The organism is Lichenicola cladoniae (assembly GCF_013201075.1).
GTDB classification, from domain to species: Bacteria; Pseudomonadota; Alphaproteobacteria; order Acetobacterales; family Acetobacteraceae; genus Lichenicola; species Lichenicola cladoniae.
Map to the genome: position 1 here is coordinate 1,037,600 of NZ_CP053708.1, position 13,983 is coordinate 1,051,582.

Here is a 13,983-nt window from a genome sequence, read left to right on the forward strand (position 1 = left end):
GCCTCGAAGCGCGTCCGGCGGCGCACCGGCGAAAGCGTCGCTGACCCCAGACGACTCGTCGGGTCCGGATCAGTACCGCCGGCCCAACGCCTGATGCGAGACGGTCCCCAGGCCGTGGCCTTGAAGCCGGCTGCAACCCGAGGTAGCAATCTGCTCTCTCTCTGGTCGCCCGAGCCGCCGCCGGCGTGCGTCTTCGGTGCACGACTTGTCGGGATTCGATCCGTCGCTGGCAGGGTCGGGATCGATGCGGACGACCGGGGCTGATGGCCGCGCAGGCAGGATCGCCTCGCAGGCTGTGCCATTGACAGCCTATAGCGTCCATGTCGCAGTGCGGCATTAATCGTGTTCAGGCCGCAGTCCGTAGCTGCTGGGTTCAGGTTCCGTTCATCGTGTGCACTGTCATTATCTCGACGACCCCCGGCGAAGCGTGGCCGTTGCTTCTCGCCGCCAACCGTGATGAACGGCTCGACCGACCTTGGGAGCTGCCTGGGCGCTACTGGCCCGACTATCCCAATACACTCGGGCCACGGGATGTAGCGGGCGGCGGTACCTGGCTGGCGATCGGCGATACCGGCGTGGTTGCCGCAGTTCTGAATCGCGTGGGCAGCCTCGGCCCGGCTCCGGGCAAGCGTTCGCGTGGCGAGTTGCCGCTGTTCGCGGTTGCCGAACCAACCGCCGAATCGGCAGCCGAGGCGATCGCAGCGACGGATGCCGGTCGCTACCGCTCGTACAACATGATCATCGCCGACCGCGACCGGGCCTACTACCTGTGTGGCCTTGGTTATGGTCATCCCGAGATCACGCCCCTCGAACCCGGACTACACATGGTCGCGACGGCCGGCCCCGATGACATGACGATTCCGAGGATCGCCCGCCACCTGCCACGGTTCCAGGCGGCTGCACGGCCGGTGCCACCCGACTGGGGCAGTTGGACCGGACTGCTCTCCGATCGATCCCTGCCGGCCGGCAGCGAGCTCAATATCCCGCCTCGCTCGGGGTTCGGCACCAGCAACGCCTCGCTGATCGGGTTGCCGGCCGACCGCGGTACCGTCGCCAACTGGATGTTCGCCGCAGGCCCTCCGGACCGGAACTCCTTCGAGTCGATCTCGTTCGCGCAGTTCGCCTGAATCGGCCGAGGCGGCTGCAAAGATGCGGCTGTATCATCGCGTCTCCGACGCTGCTATACCGCGCCCGCACCGCCTGAGCAGGCGCGTCCAGACCGTATAAGGACAGTCATGGCCCGCCGCCGACAGCTCTACGAAGGAAAAGCCAAGATCCTCTTCGAGGGTCCGGAACCGGGCACGCTGGTCCAGTATTTCAAGGACGACGCGACCGCGGGCAACGGCGCCAAGAAGGGCATCATCACCGGCAAGGGTGTGCTGAACAACCGGATCAGCGAGCATCTGATGCTCCGCCTGCACGATATCGGCGTGCCGACCCATTTCGTGCGCCGCCTGAACATGCGCGAGCAGCTCATCCGCGAAGTCGAGATCATTCCGCTCGAGGTCGTGGTGCGCAACGTTGCCGCCGGCAGTCTCAGCAAGCGACTCGGCATTCCCGAGGGTACGCGCCTGCCGCGCTCGATCCTCGAATATTACTACAAGAACGACAGCCTGAACGACCCGATGGTTGCCGAGGAACATATCACCGCGTTCGGATGGGCCTCGACCGCCGACATGGACGACATCGTGGCGCTCGCGCTGCGTATCAACGACTTCCTGACCGGGCTGTTCCTGGGCGTCGGCATCACCCTGGTCGACTTCAAGCTGGAGTTCGGCCGGCTCTGGGAGAACGAGGACATGCGTCTCGTCCTGGCCGACGAGATCAGCCCCGACAATTGCCGCCTGTGGGACACCAAGACCAGCGAGAAGCTGGACAAGGACCGCTTCCGCCGGGACATGGGCCGCGTCGAGGAGGCCTATCAGGAGGTTGCCAAGCGCCTGGGCATCCTTCCCGAAGCGGGCAACAACGACATGAAGGGTCCCGAGGTCATGCAATGACCGACCTCTTCAACGTGTTTGGTCATGCAATGACCGACCTCTTCAAGGTAATCGAGGTCATGCAGTGAAGGTTCGCGTCACCGTCATGCTCAAGGACGGGGTCCTGGATCCGCCGGGCAAGGCGATCGGGCATGCGCTGCATACGCTCGGATTTCCCAATGTCGGCATGGTCCGGGCCGGTCGCGTGATCGAACTCGACCTGGACGAGACCGACCCTGCGCTCGCCAAGGCGCAGGCAGACCAGATGGGCCGCAAGCTGCTGGCCAATCTGGTGATCGAAACCTTCACCACCGAGGTAGTCGGATGAACAAGCTCCGTACGACGCTGCTGCTGGGCGCGATCGGGTTCGCCGGCATTGCAGGCAACACCACCGGCGCCCACGCGCAGCGGCTGACCGCCATGCAGGCATCCAAGTTCTTCCAGGCCTGCCAGTCACGCGGCGGCCAGACCGTGTGCGACGCCTATATCAGCGGCCTGTCCGATGGCGTGACGCTGAGCGAAAGCAGCGTCGGCAAGGGCGCGGATGGCAAGCCTCTGGTGGTCCCGGCGATCTGCGTTCCGCCGACCCCCGGTGCCGCCCTGCGCTCCAAGGTGCTGGGCTGGCTGTCGTCGCATACCGACAGACTGAAGGGCGATGTCGGTCCTGCCGTGCACGACGCCCTCCTCGACCTGTATCCATGCCATGCGGGTGCGGGCAAATAATGAAGGCCGGTATCGTCGTTTTTCCCGGCACCAACCGGGAGCGCGACATGGCGATCGCGCTGAAGGCCGCCTCCGGACGTGCACCGATCATGCTCTGGCACCGGGACACCGAGCTGCCGTCGCTTGATCTGGTCGTGTTGCCGGGTGGGTTCAGCCATGGCGACTATCTGCGCTCCGGCGCGATGGCGGCGCATGCGCCGATCATGACCGCGGTCCGTGCGTTCGCGGCCGCGGGCGGTCATGTGCTCGGCGTCTGCAACGGCTTCCAGATCCTGACCGAGGCGCAGATGCTGCCTGGCGCGCTGCTGCGCAATTCCGGGATGCGCTTCCTGTCGCATGACTGCATTCTGCGTGTGGAACGGGGCAACACCGCATTCACGCGCGGCTGGCGGAAGGGCGACCTGTTTCGCGCACCGCTGGCGCATGGCGACGGCAACTATGCCGCGGATATGGACACGCTGGACCGCCTCGAAGGGGAGGGCCTGGTCGCTTTCCGCTATGCCGACGCCGATGGCTCGGAGCGCAACCCGAACGGCAGTGCACGATCGATCGCCGGCGTGTTCAGCCAGAACCTTCGGGTTTGTGGCCTGATGCCGCATCCGGAGGATCTGGTCGATCCGCTGATGGGCGGGATCGACGGCAGGCCATTGTTCGACGGCCTGGTCGAGGCATTCGTCCAATGAGCGCGCCGCGCATCGTCGATCAGGGGCTGGCTCGCGAATTCGGCCTGACCGCCGAGGAATACGGCCGGGTGCTGGCCATCATGGGCCGCACGCCGAGCTTCACCGAGCTCGGCATCTTTTCGGTCATGTGGTCCGAGCACTGCTCCTACAAATCGTCCCGCGTCTGGCTGAAAACATTGCCGACCACCGCACCGTGGGTGATCCACGGACCGGGCGAGAATGCCGGCGTGGTCGACATCGGCCAGGGCTTGGCTGCCATCTTCAAGATGGAGAGCCACAACCATCCGAGCTTCATCGAGCCGTTCCAGGGTGCGGCGACCGGTGTCGGCGGCATCCTGCGCGACGTGTTCACCATGGGTGCGCGGCCGATCGCCAACCTGAACGCGCTCCGCTTCGGCAGTCCGGAGAACCCGAACACCCGTCGCATCGTCGATGGCGTGGTGCGCGGGATCGGCGGCTACGGCAATTGCGTCGGTGTGCCGACCGTCGGTGGCGAGATCAACTTCCACCCCTCCTACGACGGCAACCCGCTCGTCAATGCGATGACCGTCGGCGTCGCACGGCAGGACCGGATCTTCCTGTCCGCCGCCGCCGGCATCGGTAATCCGGTGATCTATGTCGGCAGCCGTACCGGCCGCGACGGCATTCATGGCGCCACCATGGCCTCCGCCGAGTTTGCCGAGGACGCCGAGTCCAAGCGCCCGACGGTGCAGGTCGGCGACCCGTTCGTCGAGAAGCTGCTGATCGAGGCCTGCCTGGAGCTGATGGCGACCGACGCGATCGTCGCGATCCAGGACATGGGTGCGGCCGGACTCACCTCGTCCTCGGTCGAGATGGCAGGCAAGGGCGGGGTCGGCATCGATCTGGACCTGGACCAGGTGCCCCAGCGCGAGACCGGCATGTCGGCCTACGAGATGATGCTGTCCGAGAGCCAGGAGCGCATGCTGATCGTGATCCGGCCCGACCGGACCGACATCGCACGGGCGATCTTCGACAAGTGGGAACTCGATTTCGCGATCATCGGCCACCTGACCGATACCGGGCGTATCGTCGTCCGGCACCAGGGCGTGGTCGAAGCCGATATCGCGCTGGCGCCGCTCGCCGACGAGGCACCGCTCTATAACCGCCCGACCGCGCCGAGCCCGCCACCCGAACCGCTCGGCGTGCTTTCGGATCCGATCGGCATCGAGGATGCGCTGATCCGGCTGATCGGCTGCCCGGACATCGCGTCGCGCGCCTGGGTCTGGGACCAGTACGACAGCACAGTTGGCGGCCAGACCGTCCGGCGTCCCGGTGCCGCCGATGCCGCCGTGGTTCAGGTCGAAGGCACCACGATCGGGATCGCCCTGACCACCGACTGCACGCCGCGCTATGTCGCGGCCGATGCCAGGCTCGGTGGCGCGCAGGCGGTGGTGGAGGCCTGGCGCAACTTGACCGCGGTCGGCGCCCGTCCGCTCGCGGTGACCGACAACCTCAATTTCGGCAATCCCGAGAAGCCCGAGGTGATGGGCCAGTTCGCTGATGCGATCGCCGGCATGGGTGAGGCCTGCCGGGCGCTCGATTTCCCGGTCGTGAGCGGCAACGTCTCGCTCTACAACGAGACCCGTGCCCCGGACGGCTCCACCATCGCGATCCTGCCGACCCCGGCGATCGGCGGTCTCGGGGTGCTCGAGGATGCTGGTCAGGCGATCGGCCTCGGCCTGAAGCCCGACCTCGACGTGGTGCTGCTCGGTCGCACCGAGGGGGCATTGGGCCAATCGCTCTGGCTGCGCGAGATCCATGGACGCGAAGCGGGTCCGCCACCGCCGCTCGACCTGGTTGCCGAACGCCGTACCGGCGACTTCGTGCGTGCCCGCATCCTCGCCGGACAGGTCGTCGCCTGCCACGACCTGTCCGATGGCGGGCTGCTGGTCGGCCTCGCGGAGATGGCGATGGCAGGCGGCACCGGCGTCAAGCTGGACGTGCCGCAGTCGGGCATGCCGCCCTGCGCCTTCTGGTTCGGTGAGGACCAGGGCCGCTACGTGCTGGCGGTCGCCGACGGCGATGCGCTGATCGAGGCGGCTCGCCGGGGTGGCATCGAGGGCCGGTTGCTCGGCCGATCCGGCGGCGACGGTTTGACTTTGCCCAGCGGCGCCACAATATCGCTGGCAAGGCTTCGCACCACCCATCAGGCATTCTTCCCCGCCCTGATGGACCGGTGATTTAAGTCGAAACGGAGATCCTTGTTCCATGCCGATGGCCGCGTCCGAGATCGAGACCCTCATCCGTGCGTCACTGCCTGACGCGCAGGTGACGATCGAGGACCTGGCCGGCGACGGCGACCACTATGCGTGCACCGTCGTGAGCGAAGCGTTTCGTGGTCGCTCGCGCGTGCAGCAGCATCAGCTGGTCTATGCGGCACTCGCCGGCCACATGGGCGGTGCGTTGCATGCCTTGGCGATCCAGACGAACGCCCCCTGATCCACCGACATAGTCCAGGAGCCAGTCCGATGGCCGACCCAGTATTCCAGCGCATCCAGAGCGAGATCGATGCGAATCCAGTGATGCTCTACATGAAGGGCAACGCGATGTTCCCGCAATGCGGTTTCTCCGCGCGTGTGGTCCAGATCCTGACCCATGTCGGGGTGCCGTTCCAGACAGCGAACGTGCTCGAGGATCCGGCGCTGCGCGATGGCGTCAAGGCGTTCTCGAACTGGCCGACCATCCCGCAGCTCTACGTGAAGGGCGAGTTGGTCGGCGGCTGCGATATCGTCACCGAGATGTTCCAGTCCGGCGAACTCGAGACGCTGCTGGCCGAGAAGGGTGTCACCGTCTCAGCCTGATGCGTCACGGTCTTTCTTGTGACAGTCGATGCCTGCGGTTCGAGCTTTACCGTAGCATCGGGGATGTCGTATCGAATGAGCCCAGGGACGACCAAACGATCCAGGGGATGTATTCGTGGCCATTCGCACCATTGTTGCCAGAAGCCTGTTCGCCTGTGTCATGACCCTGGCCGTGGGATCGATTTTAGCACCCGGGGCCATGGCGCAGCATATGGTGACCGACGGCGAGGCCGGTAAGCTGACCCTGGACTCGCTGACGGCCACGCCTGCCCCTGTCTACCGTCACGTTGTCGCCTACCATGCACCTCGCATCAGCCGGTCATCGGGTGTGCGGGGCCGCACGGTTCGCGGCGTTCATTCGGTCATCTATCGCCACGCCTACCGGCAGCCGGCGATGGCGACCAGCCACCATGTCGCGACCCGTCACCGCGTTCGCGGGTGATCAGTCTCAAAGCTGGTGACAAGCCAGATTTCGGTCTGGCGACTATCAAGCTGAAGAGGGTTTCCGGCCGGGTGTCTTAAGCCGGCAACTCGGTCGTGAAGATCGAGGAGCTACGACGGGTCCATCTGCCGGAACGCATCGGTAATGCGGCGGACCATACCGGCAGCATCCACCAGCAACACGTCGAAGCGGATGCATCCGTGGCTCCAGTCCGGGTGTCGGCCGATCAGGATCTGGGCGGCCGCAACCAGTCGTTCCTGCTGGCGCCCGGACACCGAGGCGGCGGCCTGGCTCATGACCGGCCTAGCCTTGACCTCGATGAAGCTGAGCAGCGCCTCCCGGCCAGGCTCGAGCTTCTCCGCGACGATGTCGATCTCGCCGGATGGCGTCCTGGCGCGTCGCAACAGGATCGTCCATCCGTCCCGCACGAGTGCTGCGCATGCCGCCTCCTCGGCTGCCATCCCACGTTGCCAGGCGTTGCCGCCACGCCGCGTCCGGCTCAGCCGCCGCAGCAGGGTGGCGTCGGTGAGGGGGCTGGTCAAAATCGGTTCGTCACCGCATCGTGCCCGTCCGGCTGCACGGTCGGGCCCGCGGTCTTGCTGTTGTTCATGCGGGGTCGTCCTTCAGTACGGAACCGTAGCTTGCGCCTGATTCGTTACCGTTCCGTCACCGCATGACGATCCATTCCGTCTGGCTGTTCGCCCAGCATCTGCTGTGGCCGTTGCGACTGGTCCTGTCGGTTCTGGTGACGCTGCATGTGCTGCGCACCAAGCGCGATATCGGTTCGGCGATCGGCTGGATCGGCCTCGGCTGGCTCGCTCCGGTCATCGGCGCCTGCCTGTACGTGATGTTCGGCGTGAACCGGGTGCGTCGGCTGGCGCAACGGTTGAGCAGGCGCCAGCGCTGGTCCAGCAAGCATGGCGTCTCCACGGGAAAGCGTGTCCTCCAAGGCGAATACGAACTGCTGTCGGAAGCGGTCGGACGGCTGACCGGCCGGCCGCTGCTCGGCGGCAATGTCCTGCGCCGGTTCGAGAACGGCGATACTGCCTATCCGGTCATGCTCGAGGCGATCGGGGCCGCCGAGCGCACGATCCTGCTGTGCTCGTACCTGTTCCATGACGACAAGGTCGGCAGCCGGTTCGTCGATGCGATCATTGCCGCGAAGGATCGCGGCGTGCAGGCGAGGGTGATCGTCGACGGTGTCGGCAGCGGCTATCTCCGGTGCCGGGCGGCCAATCGTCTTGCGGCAGCCGGCGTACCGACCTCGCGGTTCATGCACTCGCTGCTGCCCTGGCGCATGCCGTTCATCAATTTGCGCACCCACAAGAAGATCCTGGTGGTGGATGGGCATACCGGGTTCACCGGCGGCATGAACATCGCCGTCGAGAACATGCTGCAGGACCGTCCGAAACATCCTGTCTCAGACACGCATTTCGAGTTGCGGGGACCGATCGTGCATCAGCTCAGCGAGGCGTTTGCCAAGGACTGGTCGTTCAGCACCCGCAATGAGCTCGACCGAGAGCAATTCTTTCCCGAACAGAAGGAAGTGGCACCGCCCGGCGCAGGGGCACTGATGCGGGTGGTGACGTCCGGGCCGGACAACGAGGTTGAAAAGATCGAGTTCACGATGATGCAGGCGGTGGCGATGGCCCGCCGCTCGATCCGGATCATGACGCCGTACTTCCTGCCGGACGAGCGTCTGCTGACGGTGCTGGCCATGGCGGCGATGCGGGGTATCGAGATCGACATCGTCATGCCGGTCGCCAGCAACCAGAAGCCGGTCGACTGGGCGCGTGACGCGAATAACGGGCCGCTGCTCGATGCGGGCGTCCGTCTATGGCTGGCACGACCACCGTTCAACCACTCCAAGCTGATGACGATGGACAGCAACTGGGCGCTGATCGGCAGTTCGAACCTCGACGTGCGCAGCCTGCGGCTCAATTTCGAACTGAATGTCGAGGTCTACGACGACGCCATGGCATCCGAGATCGAGGCGTTCATCTGCGACCATCGCCATATCCGGCTGACCCATCACGACCTCGACAAGCGGAACTTCCCGCATCGCCTGCGCGACGCTAGCGCCCGGCTGATGCTGCCCTATCTCTGACGGAAAGCCTGGAAGCCGCTTCGTTTAGGCGTGTCCTCCGCCGCCATGCGCAGAACCACCCTGATCGGGTGATGGTCGGATGGACGATGCGGCAGCACCCGCGTCTCGATGCAGTCGAGCCCGCGGGCCAGGCAACGGTCGAGGCGGATCGGCACCATGTCGGCCATGCGATGGGTCGCCGCGCGCGGACCAACATCACGGAATCCAGGCAGCAACGCCGGACCGAGCAGGTTGAAGTCGCCGAGCACGGCGCCGCAGGGCGGCAGGAAAGTGGCGATCCGCCGGAGCTGTCGGCGGTTCAGCACCTGGCCATGCGAAAGATGGACGTTGGCAACCGAGAACTCGCCGAGGTCGATGATCTGGCATACTCGCCGGATCAGCGAGCCGGGCTGCAGCGGATGCACTTTCGGGACCGACAGGAACGGCGTCGGACTCCAGCAGGCGACGCCATGGATGCGGCCTGGCAGCGGCGACCGCGCATAATAGCCGCCGATGCGGCTGGCGAGGTGGTCGATATCCAGGGTCGCCTCCTGCATGAGCAGCAGGTCTGGCCGTTCGTCGCGGATCAGCCGGATCACGTCGTCGATCGAGGCGCCGGTGGTCCGCAGCAGGTTCCAGCTGACGATGACGGTCTGCTTCGGTGGAAGCTGTGGGGGCGACCGGTCCATCGAGGTCTCGTCTACGGTGGCGGTATCGCTCATCGGTTCAGCTAGCGCGGCATGGCGTTGTTCGTTCCGCCGGTATTCGGCCCGTCCGAACGTCACGCACCGGGTTTGATCCCGGCGATCGGATAATCGGGCTTTGCGATTGCCCTGTCCCCATTCGCGGCGAACTCCACCGCAAGCGTGTAGCCCAGTCCAAGCAGGACCGGGCCCAGGAAGATGCCGAGGCCGCCGAAACTGAGGACGCCGCCCAGCACGCCGAGCACGGTCAGCAGGTAGGGAAGCTGTGCGCCGCGGGCGATGAACACCGGACGGATGATATGGTCGGCTCCGGAAATCGCCAGGATGCCATACACGGTCAGGAATATGCCCCAGCCGAGATGGTGGGTCATCGCCAGCCAGATCGCCGCCGGCACCCAGACCAGCGGCGCCCCGATCGGCAGCACGGCGACGAAGGCTGCAATGCCGCCGAACAGCACCGGGCTGGGCACGCCGGCAATGTAGAAACCGGTTCCGGTCAGGATGCCCTGCACGATCGCGGTGCCGAGGATGCCGTATACCGTCCCGCGTACGGTACTGCCGGCGACACCGAGCAGCCGGTTCGCATAGGGACCGGCAATACGGGTGATGATCGCAGTCAGGGTGCCGCCCAGCGCGTCGCCGTTGACCCAGAAAAAGAAGCCGATGAAAAGCGCCAGCACCAGTTGTAGCAACCCGCTGGCGATCTGCACCAGGACCGCCAGGATCCGGCCGACGATGGTGCCGATATAGGGCTGCACGGTGGCGCCGACCTGGTTGAGGTCGGCCGACCAGCGGTTCAGCGTCTCGGTCAACTGATGCCCCACCAGTGGAACCCGCGCCACCCAGTGCGGCGGTTCGGGCAGGCCGACTGCCGCTAGGCTCGACGCGGCATGCAGCATGCCCGGCGCGTCCTCGACGCCTGCGGACGCGACCAGGCCGATCGGCAGCACGACCAGCAGTGCGGTCATGATCATCATCAGCACCGCTGCAGAAAACCGCCCGGTTCTGGCACGCAGTCCGACATAGACCGGCCAGGTTGTGAACACGAGGATCCCGGCCCACAGGATCGCGGAGAAGAACGGATACAGCACGACGACGCAGCCGGTTGCGACGCCGCCCAGCAGCAATCCCATCATGATGCGTTCGGCCATCATCGTCTCATCGTCCCTGGCCGCTCGGTGGGTGCAGCCTCTCATGACCGCCCGTCATCGCAAAGCGGAGAACGCCGCAGGTGGTTCGATGCGGAGTTCCCGAGGAACGACTTAAAAAATTGAAACTGCACCGGACAGCGGGCGCAATGGCGTTACACGCACGCTGTATCGACAAACGATCATTTCGTCATAGCAAGTCGACCGAGTTGGTGATAACGTCACTTTACCGTTAAACTTCACTGATCAGCGATCACGACCTGATGAGTGATGACTAGGATTCATTATGCGCGTTAATGAGATTGGTCAGCAGCTGCGAGCCTACCGCCTGGAGTCAGGCATGCGCGCCGAGGAGATCGCCGCCAGGCTCGGCGTCTCACGCGCGGCGCTTTATCGCTATGAGAAAGGCGAGGTCATCAAGCTGGACACCGTCCAGCGGCTGGCTGAACTTCTCAAAATATCGCCATTGTCTCTTCTGGGTATCGGTGTCGAATATTATAGCCGTACGATCGGCTTCTTCGAGCGGATGCGCCAGATCGAGGAGGGAGCCGACCAGATCCTTCAGGTCGGCGACCCACTTTGCTATCTGGTGACCTCCGAGAATTATGACTCCGTCCTCACCGACTGCATGTTCCAGTTGGCGGATGAGGGCGGCGACGAGGCTACGACCCTTCGGTCCATGGCCGAGCAGGTGCTGGGCATCCTGTCGCTCCGCAAGCGCGTCTACCAGGCGCGCCGTCCCGGCATCATCGCCATTCTTCCGGAGCACGCGATCCAGCGTCTTCTCCAGAACGGCATCGCCGCCGGGCTGGTCCTGGACGACAATCTGCGCGATCGCTGCAGGCGCGTCGCAGCCGCCGAGATCGAGGCGATCGCCGTGCTGCTCGAGACCGAGCCGATGGGTCTGCAGTTCAGCCTGATGGCCGGGCCAGAGACCACCACCAATTGCGTCCTGCTGCGTCAGCGGGACCGGGCCACGCTGGCGATCAATCCGTTCCGCAGCGATGCCTGTTCCAACCTGTCGGCCGGCGTGGCGCTGGTCACCGGGGCGCCGGAAGCGGTCTCGACGCACCAGCGTGCAGCCGAGGGCATGTGGCGCGACTCGATCAAGGGTGCGGCGGCAGCCAAGCGCGTACGGGCGCTGCTTGCAGCGCATCGCATCCAATGATTTAGACTTGTTCCAGGGCACAGGCTGCCGCCACGATCCGGTTCGTGGCGGTATCCGGTCGCCCTGGGAGACGACGCGCGCATGAGCCCACTTATCTCCGCAGCTGAACTGTCTTCGCTGCTGGACGAGCCGACTGCGGATCAAGCTGTTCCGGTCCTTCTGGACGCGACCACCCTGCTTCCCGGCGAGAGCCTCGACATCGAGGCCATGTTCATCCAGGGCCATCTACCCGCTGCGCGCCGGTTCGACATCGAGGCATTCTCCGATCCCGACAGCACGCTGCCGCACATGGTGCCGAGCCAGGGCCGCTTTGCCCGGCTGATCGCCGCGCTGGGCGTGGGCAACGACAGCGACGTGGTGTTTTACGACCAGTCCGGGATCGTATCCGCCGCCCGCGGCTGGTGGCTTCTCGGCCTGTTCGGTCATGACCGGACGCGGGTGCTCGATGGCGGCCTGCCTGCCTGGCGAGCCGGGGGATACCGGCTCGAGCAAGGCGCGCCGTTGCCGCCTCGTCCCGCCCACTTCACGCCGATGATGCGGACGACCCGATTGATCGGCCTCGGAGACATGGTGGAGCTTTCCCGCGATGCCGTGGCCGGTCGAGCGGATGCAACGCGCCTGCTTGATGCGCGGAGCCGCGGACGCTTCGAGGCGACCAGTCCGGAACCTCGGGCCGGCCTGGCGGGCGGACATATTCCCGGTGCGGCAAGCCTGCCGTTCGGCGAGTTGCTGGTCGAGGGCCGGTGCTTCCGGCCGGTCGAAGAATTGCGAGCGCGGTTCGAAGCAGCCGGCGTGATGCAGGGCGACCGCGTCGTCACCAGCTGTGGTTCCGGCCTGACCGCGTCGGTGCTGTCGCTCGGGCTCGCCGTGGCCGGTTACGAAGCCGGTGCGATGTACGATGGATCCTGGACCGAATGGGCACAAGCGCCCGGGCTGGAACGCGCTACCGGCTCCGGCGTCGCCCACGTCGGAGCCGTGTCATGAGCGGCGATGGGAGCGTTCCGGCTAAGGGGGGCTGGTCCACGCTGACCGATAAGCTGGTCCGGCTCGGCCGGCCCTCCGGCACCGAGCCCGGTTTCGTCAACGCGCCGGTCTCACGCGGATCGACCGTCCTGTACGAGAGCATGGATGCGATGCGTGCCCGGTCGGCGCAGCGCTACGAGCATGAACTCATCTATGGCGCGATGGGTGGTCCGACCCAGGCCCTGCTGGAGGAGGCGATCGCCGCGATCGAGGGCGGCCGGCATACTCAGGTGGTCTCGTCCGGGCTTGCCGCCTGCACGACCCCGCTGCTGGCGTTCCTTGGTGCTGGCGGCCACTGCCTGATGCCGGACAGCGTGTATGGGCCGACCCGCCGCTTCTGCGACAGCATGCTCAGGCGCCTCGGCATCGAGACGACCTACTACGATCCGATGATCGGCGAGGCAGCGCTCGATGCGCTGATGCGTCCGACCACGCAGGTGCTGTTCGCGGAGAGTCCGGGCAGCCACAGCTTCGAGGTGCAGGATGTCGGGATGCTAGCCCGTGTCGCGCACGGGCACGGCGCCAAGCTGATTCTCGACAACACCTGGGGCATCCATGTCTTCCAGCCGTTCGAGCATGGCGTAGACGTGTCGATCCAGGCACTGACCAAATACCCGGCCGGCCATGCCGACGTCGTGCTGGGGGCTATCACGGTCGTCGACCAGGCGGACTGGGTGGTGCTGCGCGATTCGGTTGTCCAACTCGGCCAGTATGCCGGACCGGATGAATGCTGGCTGACACTGCGCGGCCTGCGCACGATGGGGGTTCGCCTGGAGCGGCAGTCCCGTTCCGCCATGACGGTCGCACTCTGGTTGCAGGCTCGTCCGGAAGTCGCGCGGGTGCTGCATCCCGCCCTGTCGGGCAGCCCCGGCCATGAATTCTGGCTTCGTGATTTCACCGGCTCAGCCAGCCTGTTCGGCGTGGTGTTTCGCCGCGAGTTCACCGCTGCCGCCGTCGAGGACATGGTGGCCGCACTCGGCGTGTTCGGGCTCGGCGCATCCTGGGGCGGCTATGAGAGCCTGGTCCTGCCGACCACCGGCACGGTCAGCCGGACCGCGCTCGCCCAGGGCATACGCGATCCATCGATGAGCGGCCCGGCACTTCGCGTGCATGTCGGGTTGGAGTCGCCCGACGAGCTGATCGCCGATCTCGAAGGCGGCCTGGAAGTACTGCGCGCCGCCTCGGCCTGAGGCGGAGCGGGGCGC

At 65.8% G+C, this 13,983-nt stretch carries 16 protein-coding genes; 13 read left to right on the forward strand and 3 right to left on the reverse strand.

All coding sequences use genetic code 11. The annotated features are described in order from the left end of the window. Positions 1–389: 389 nt before the first annotated feature. The 9 genes from HN018_RS04680 (at position 390) to HN018_RS04720 (ending at position 6,649) form a co-directional block, all read left to right on the forward strand. Positions 390–1,127: an NRDE family protein gene (locus tag HN018_RS04680; RefSeq protein ID WP_171834421.1), complete on the forward strand. Its 738-nt coding sequence runs from the start codon at positions 390–392 to the stop codon at positions 1,125–1,127. Between the two features lie 108 nt (positions 1,128–1,235). Next, the gene (gene purC / locus HN018_RS04685) at positions 1,236–2,000 is read left to right on the forward strand and encodes a phosphoribosylaminoimidazolesuccinocarboxamide synthase (protein WP_171834422.1); all 765 of its coding nucleotides are present in this window, start codon (positions 1,236–1,238) and stop codon (positions 1,998–2,000) included. Between the two features lie 64 nt (positions 2,001–2,064). Next, complete coding sequence (purS, locus tag HN018_RS04690; RefSeq protein WP_171834423.1) at positions 2,065–2,307, forward strand: phosphoribosylformylglycinamidine synthase subunit PurS; 243 nt, start codon at positions 2,065–2,067, stop codon at positions 2,305–2,307. After that, positions 2,304–2,702, forward strand: coding sequence for a Rap1a/Tai family immunity protein (locus HN018_RS04695; protein ID WP_171834424.1), 399 nt, complete (start codon positions 2,304–2,306; stop codon positions 2,700–2,702). Before purS ends, HN018_RS04695 begins: the two co-directional genes overlap by 4 nt. Then, entirely contained in the window at positions 2,702–3,385 is a 684-nt protein-coding gene (gene purQ / locus HN018_RS04700; RefSeq protein ID WP_171834425.1) for a phosphoribosylformylglycinamidine synthase subunit PurQ, read from the forward strand. The genes HN018_RS04695 and purQ overlap by 1 nt, the downstream gene beginning before the upstream one ends. Further along, a complete protein-coding gene (gene purL / locus HN018_RS04705; protein WP_171834426.1) occupies positions 3,382–5,586 on the forward strand; it encodes a phosphoribosylformylglycinamidine synthase subunit PurL in 2,205 nt (734 codons plus the stop codon). The genes purQ and purL overlap by 4 nt, the downstream gene beginning before the upstream one ends. Before the next feature lie 28 nt (positions 5,587–5,614). Beyond that, the gene (locus tag HN018_RS04710) at positions 5,615–5,845 is read left to right on the forward strand and encodes a BolA family protein (RefSeq protein WP_171834427.1); all 231 of its coding nucleotides are present in this window, start codon (positions 5,615–5,617) and stop codon (positions 5,843–5,845) included. 29 nt (positions 5,846–5,874) lie between these two features. Next, a complete protein-coding gene (grxD, locus tag HN018_RS04715) occupies positions 5,875–6,207 on the forward strand; it encodes a Grx4 family monothiol glutaredoxin (RefSeq protein ID WP_171834428.1) in 333 nt (110 codons plus the stop codon). A 115-nt stretch (positions 6,208–6,322) separates the two neighbouring features. Beyond that, on the forward strand, positions 6,323–6,649 hold the full coding sequence (locus HN018_RS04720) for a hypothetical protein (RefSeq protein WP_239479018.1): 327 nt from the start codon (positions 6,323–6,325) through the stop codon (positions 6,647–6,649). A gap of 110 nt (positions 6,650–6,759) precedes the next feature. Here HN018_RS04720 and HN018_RS04725 read toward each other — a convergent pair whose 3' ends face one another. Continuing rightward, the gene (locus tag HN018_RS04725) at positions 6,760–7,191 is read right to left on the reverse strand and encodes a YraN family protein (RefSeq protein ID WP_239479020.1); all 432 of its coding nucleotides are present in this window, start codon (positions 7,189–7,191) and stop codon (positions 6,760–6,762) included. 131 nt (positions 7,192–7,322) lie between these two features. Here HN018_RS04725 and HN018_RS04730 point away from each other — a divergent pair, with 131 nt between their 5' ends. Next, entirely contained in the window at positions 7,323–8,756 is a 1,434-nt protein-coding gene (locus HN018_RS04730) for a phospholipase D-like domain-containing protein (RefSeq protein WP_171834429.1), read from the forward strand. Here HN018_RS04730 and HN018_RS04735 read toward each other — a convergent pair. Next, on the reverse strand, positions 8,747–9,424 hold the full coding sequence (locus HN018_RS04735; protein ID WP_171834949.1) for an endonuclease/exonuclease/phosphatase family protein: 678 nt from the start codon (positions 9,422–9,424) through the stop codon (positions 8,747–8,749). The genes HN018_RS04730 and HN018_RS04735 overlap by 10 nt on opposite strands. Before the next feature lie 92 nt (positions 9,425–9,516). Next, the gene (locus HN018_RS04740) at positions 9,517–10,590 is read right to left on the reverse strand and encodes an AI-2E family transporter (RefSeq protein ID WP_408886784.1); all 1,074 of its coding nucleotides are present in this window, start codon (positions 10,588–10,590) and stop codon (positions 9,517–9,519) included. A 337-nt stretch (positions 10,591–10,927) separates the two neighbouring features. On the opposite strand from HN018_RS04740, the gene HN018_RS04745 reads away from it, so the two are divergent. The 3 genes from HN018_RS04745 (at position 10,928) to metC (ending at position 13,968) form a co-directional block, all read left to right on the forward strand. Further along, positions 10,928–11,755, forward strand: a complete 828-nt coding sequence (locus tag HN018_RS04745) for a helix-turn-helix domain-containing protein (protein WP_239479021.1) — start codon at positions 10,928–10,930, stop codon at positions 11,753–11,755. Positions 11,756–11,836: 81 nt separating this feature from the next. Next, positions 11,837–12,739 carry a sulfurtransferase gene (locus HN018_RS04750; protein ID WP_171834432.1) on the forward strand — a complete coding sequence of 301 codons (903 nt, stop codon included), beginning with the start codon at positions 11,837–11,839 and terminating at the stop codon, positions 12,737–12,739. Beyond that, positions 12,736–13,968 carry a cystathionine beta-lyase gene (metC, locus tag HN018_RS04755; RefSeq protein WP_171834433.1) on the forward strand — a complete coding sequence of 411 codons (1,233 nt, stop codon included), beginning with the start codon at positions 12,736–12,738 and terminating at the stop codon, positions 13,966–13,968. The genes HN018_RS04750 and metC overlap by 4 nt, the downstream gene beginning before the upstream one ends. Positions 13,969–13,983 lie beyond the last annotated feature (15 nt).

What these genes read in the sequence shown, in the direction of transcription:
- purC (WP_171834422.1), top strand. Translation starts at nt 1,236, where the DNA reads ATGGCCCGCCGCCGACAGCTCTACGAAGGAAAAGCCAAGATCCTCTTC.
- purQ (WP_171834425.1), top strand. Translation starts at nt 2,702, where the DNA reads ATGAAGGCCGGTATCGTCGTTTTTCCCGGCACCAACCGGGAGCGCGAC.
- HN018_RS04745 (WP_239479021.1), top strand. Translation starts at nt 10,928, where the DNA reads ATGCGCGCCGAGGAGATCGCCGCCAGGCTCGGCGTCTCACGCGCGGCG.
- HN018_RS04735 (WP_171834949.1), bottom strand. Translation starts at nt 9,424, where the DNA reads ATGGACCGGTCGCCCCCACAGCTTCCACCGAAGCAGACCGTCATCGTC.
- HN018_RS04740 (WP_408886784.1), bottom strand. Translation starts at nt 10,590, where the DNA reads ATGGCCGAACGCATCATGATGGGATTGCTGCTGGGCGGCGTCGCAACC.
- metC (WP_171834433.1), top strand. Translation starts at nt 12,736, where the DNA reads ATGAGCGGCGATGGGAGCGTTCCGGCTAAGGGGGGCTGGTCCACGCTG.
- HN018_RS04730 (WP_171834429.1), top strand. Translation starts at nt 7,323, where the DNA reads ATGACGATCCATTCCGTCTGGCTGTTCGCCCAGCATCTGCTGTGGCCG.
- grxD (WP_171834428.1), top strand. Translation starts at nt 5,875, where the DNA reads ATGGCCGACCCAGTATTCCAGCGCATCCAGAGCGAGATCGATGCGAAT.
- purL (WP_171834426.1), top strand. Translation starts at nt 3,382, where the DNA reads ATGAGCGCGCCGCGCATCGTCGATCAGGGGCTGGCTCGCGAATTCGGC.
- HN018_RS04750 (WP_171834432.1), top strand. Translation starts at nt 11,837, where the DNA reads ATGAGCCCACTTATCTCCGCAGCTGAACTGTCTTCGCTGCTGGACGAG.
- HN018_RS04695 (WP_171834424.1), top strand. Translation starts at nt 2,304, where the DNA reads ATGAACAAGCTCCGTACGACGCTGCTGCTGGGCGCGATCGGGTTCGCC.
- HN018_RS04710 (WP_171834427.1), top strand. Translation starts at nt 5,615, where the DNA reads ATGCCGATGGCCGCGTCCGAGATCGAGACCCTCATCCGTGCGTCACTG.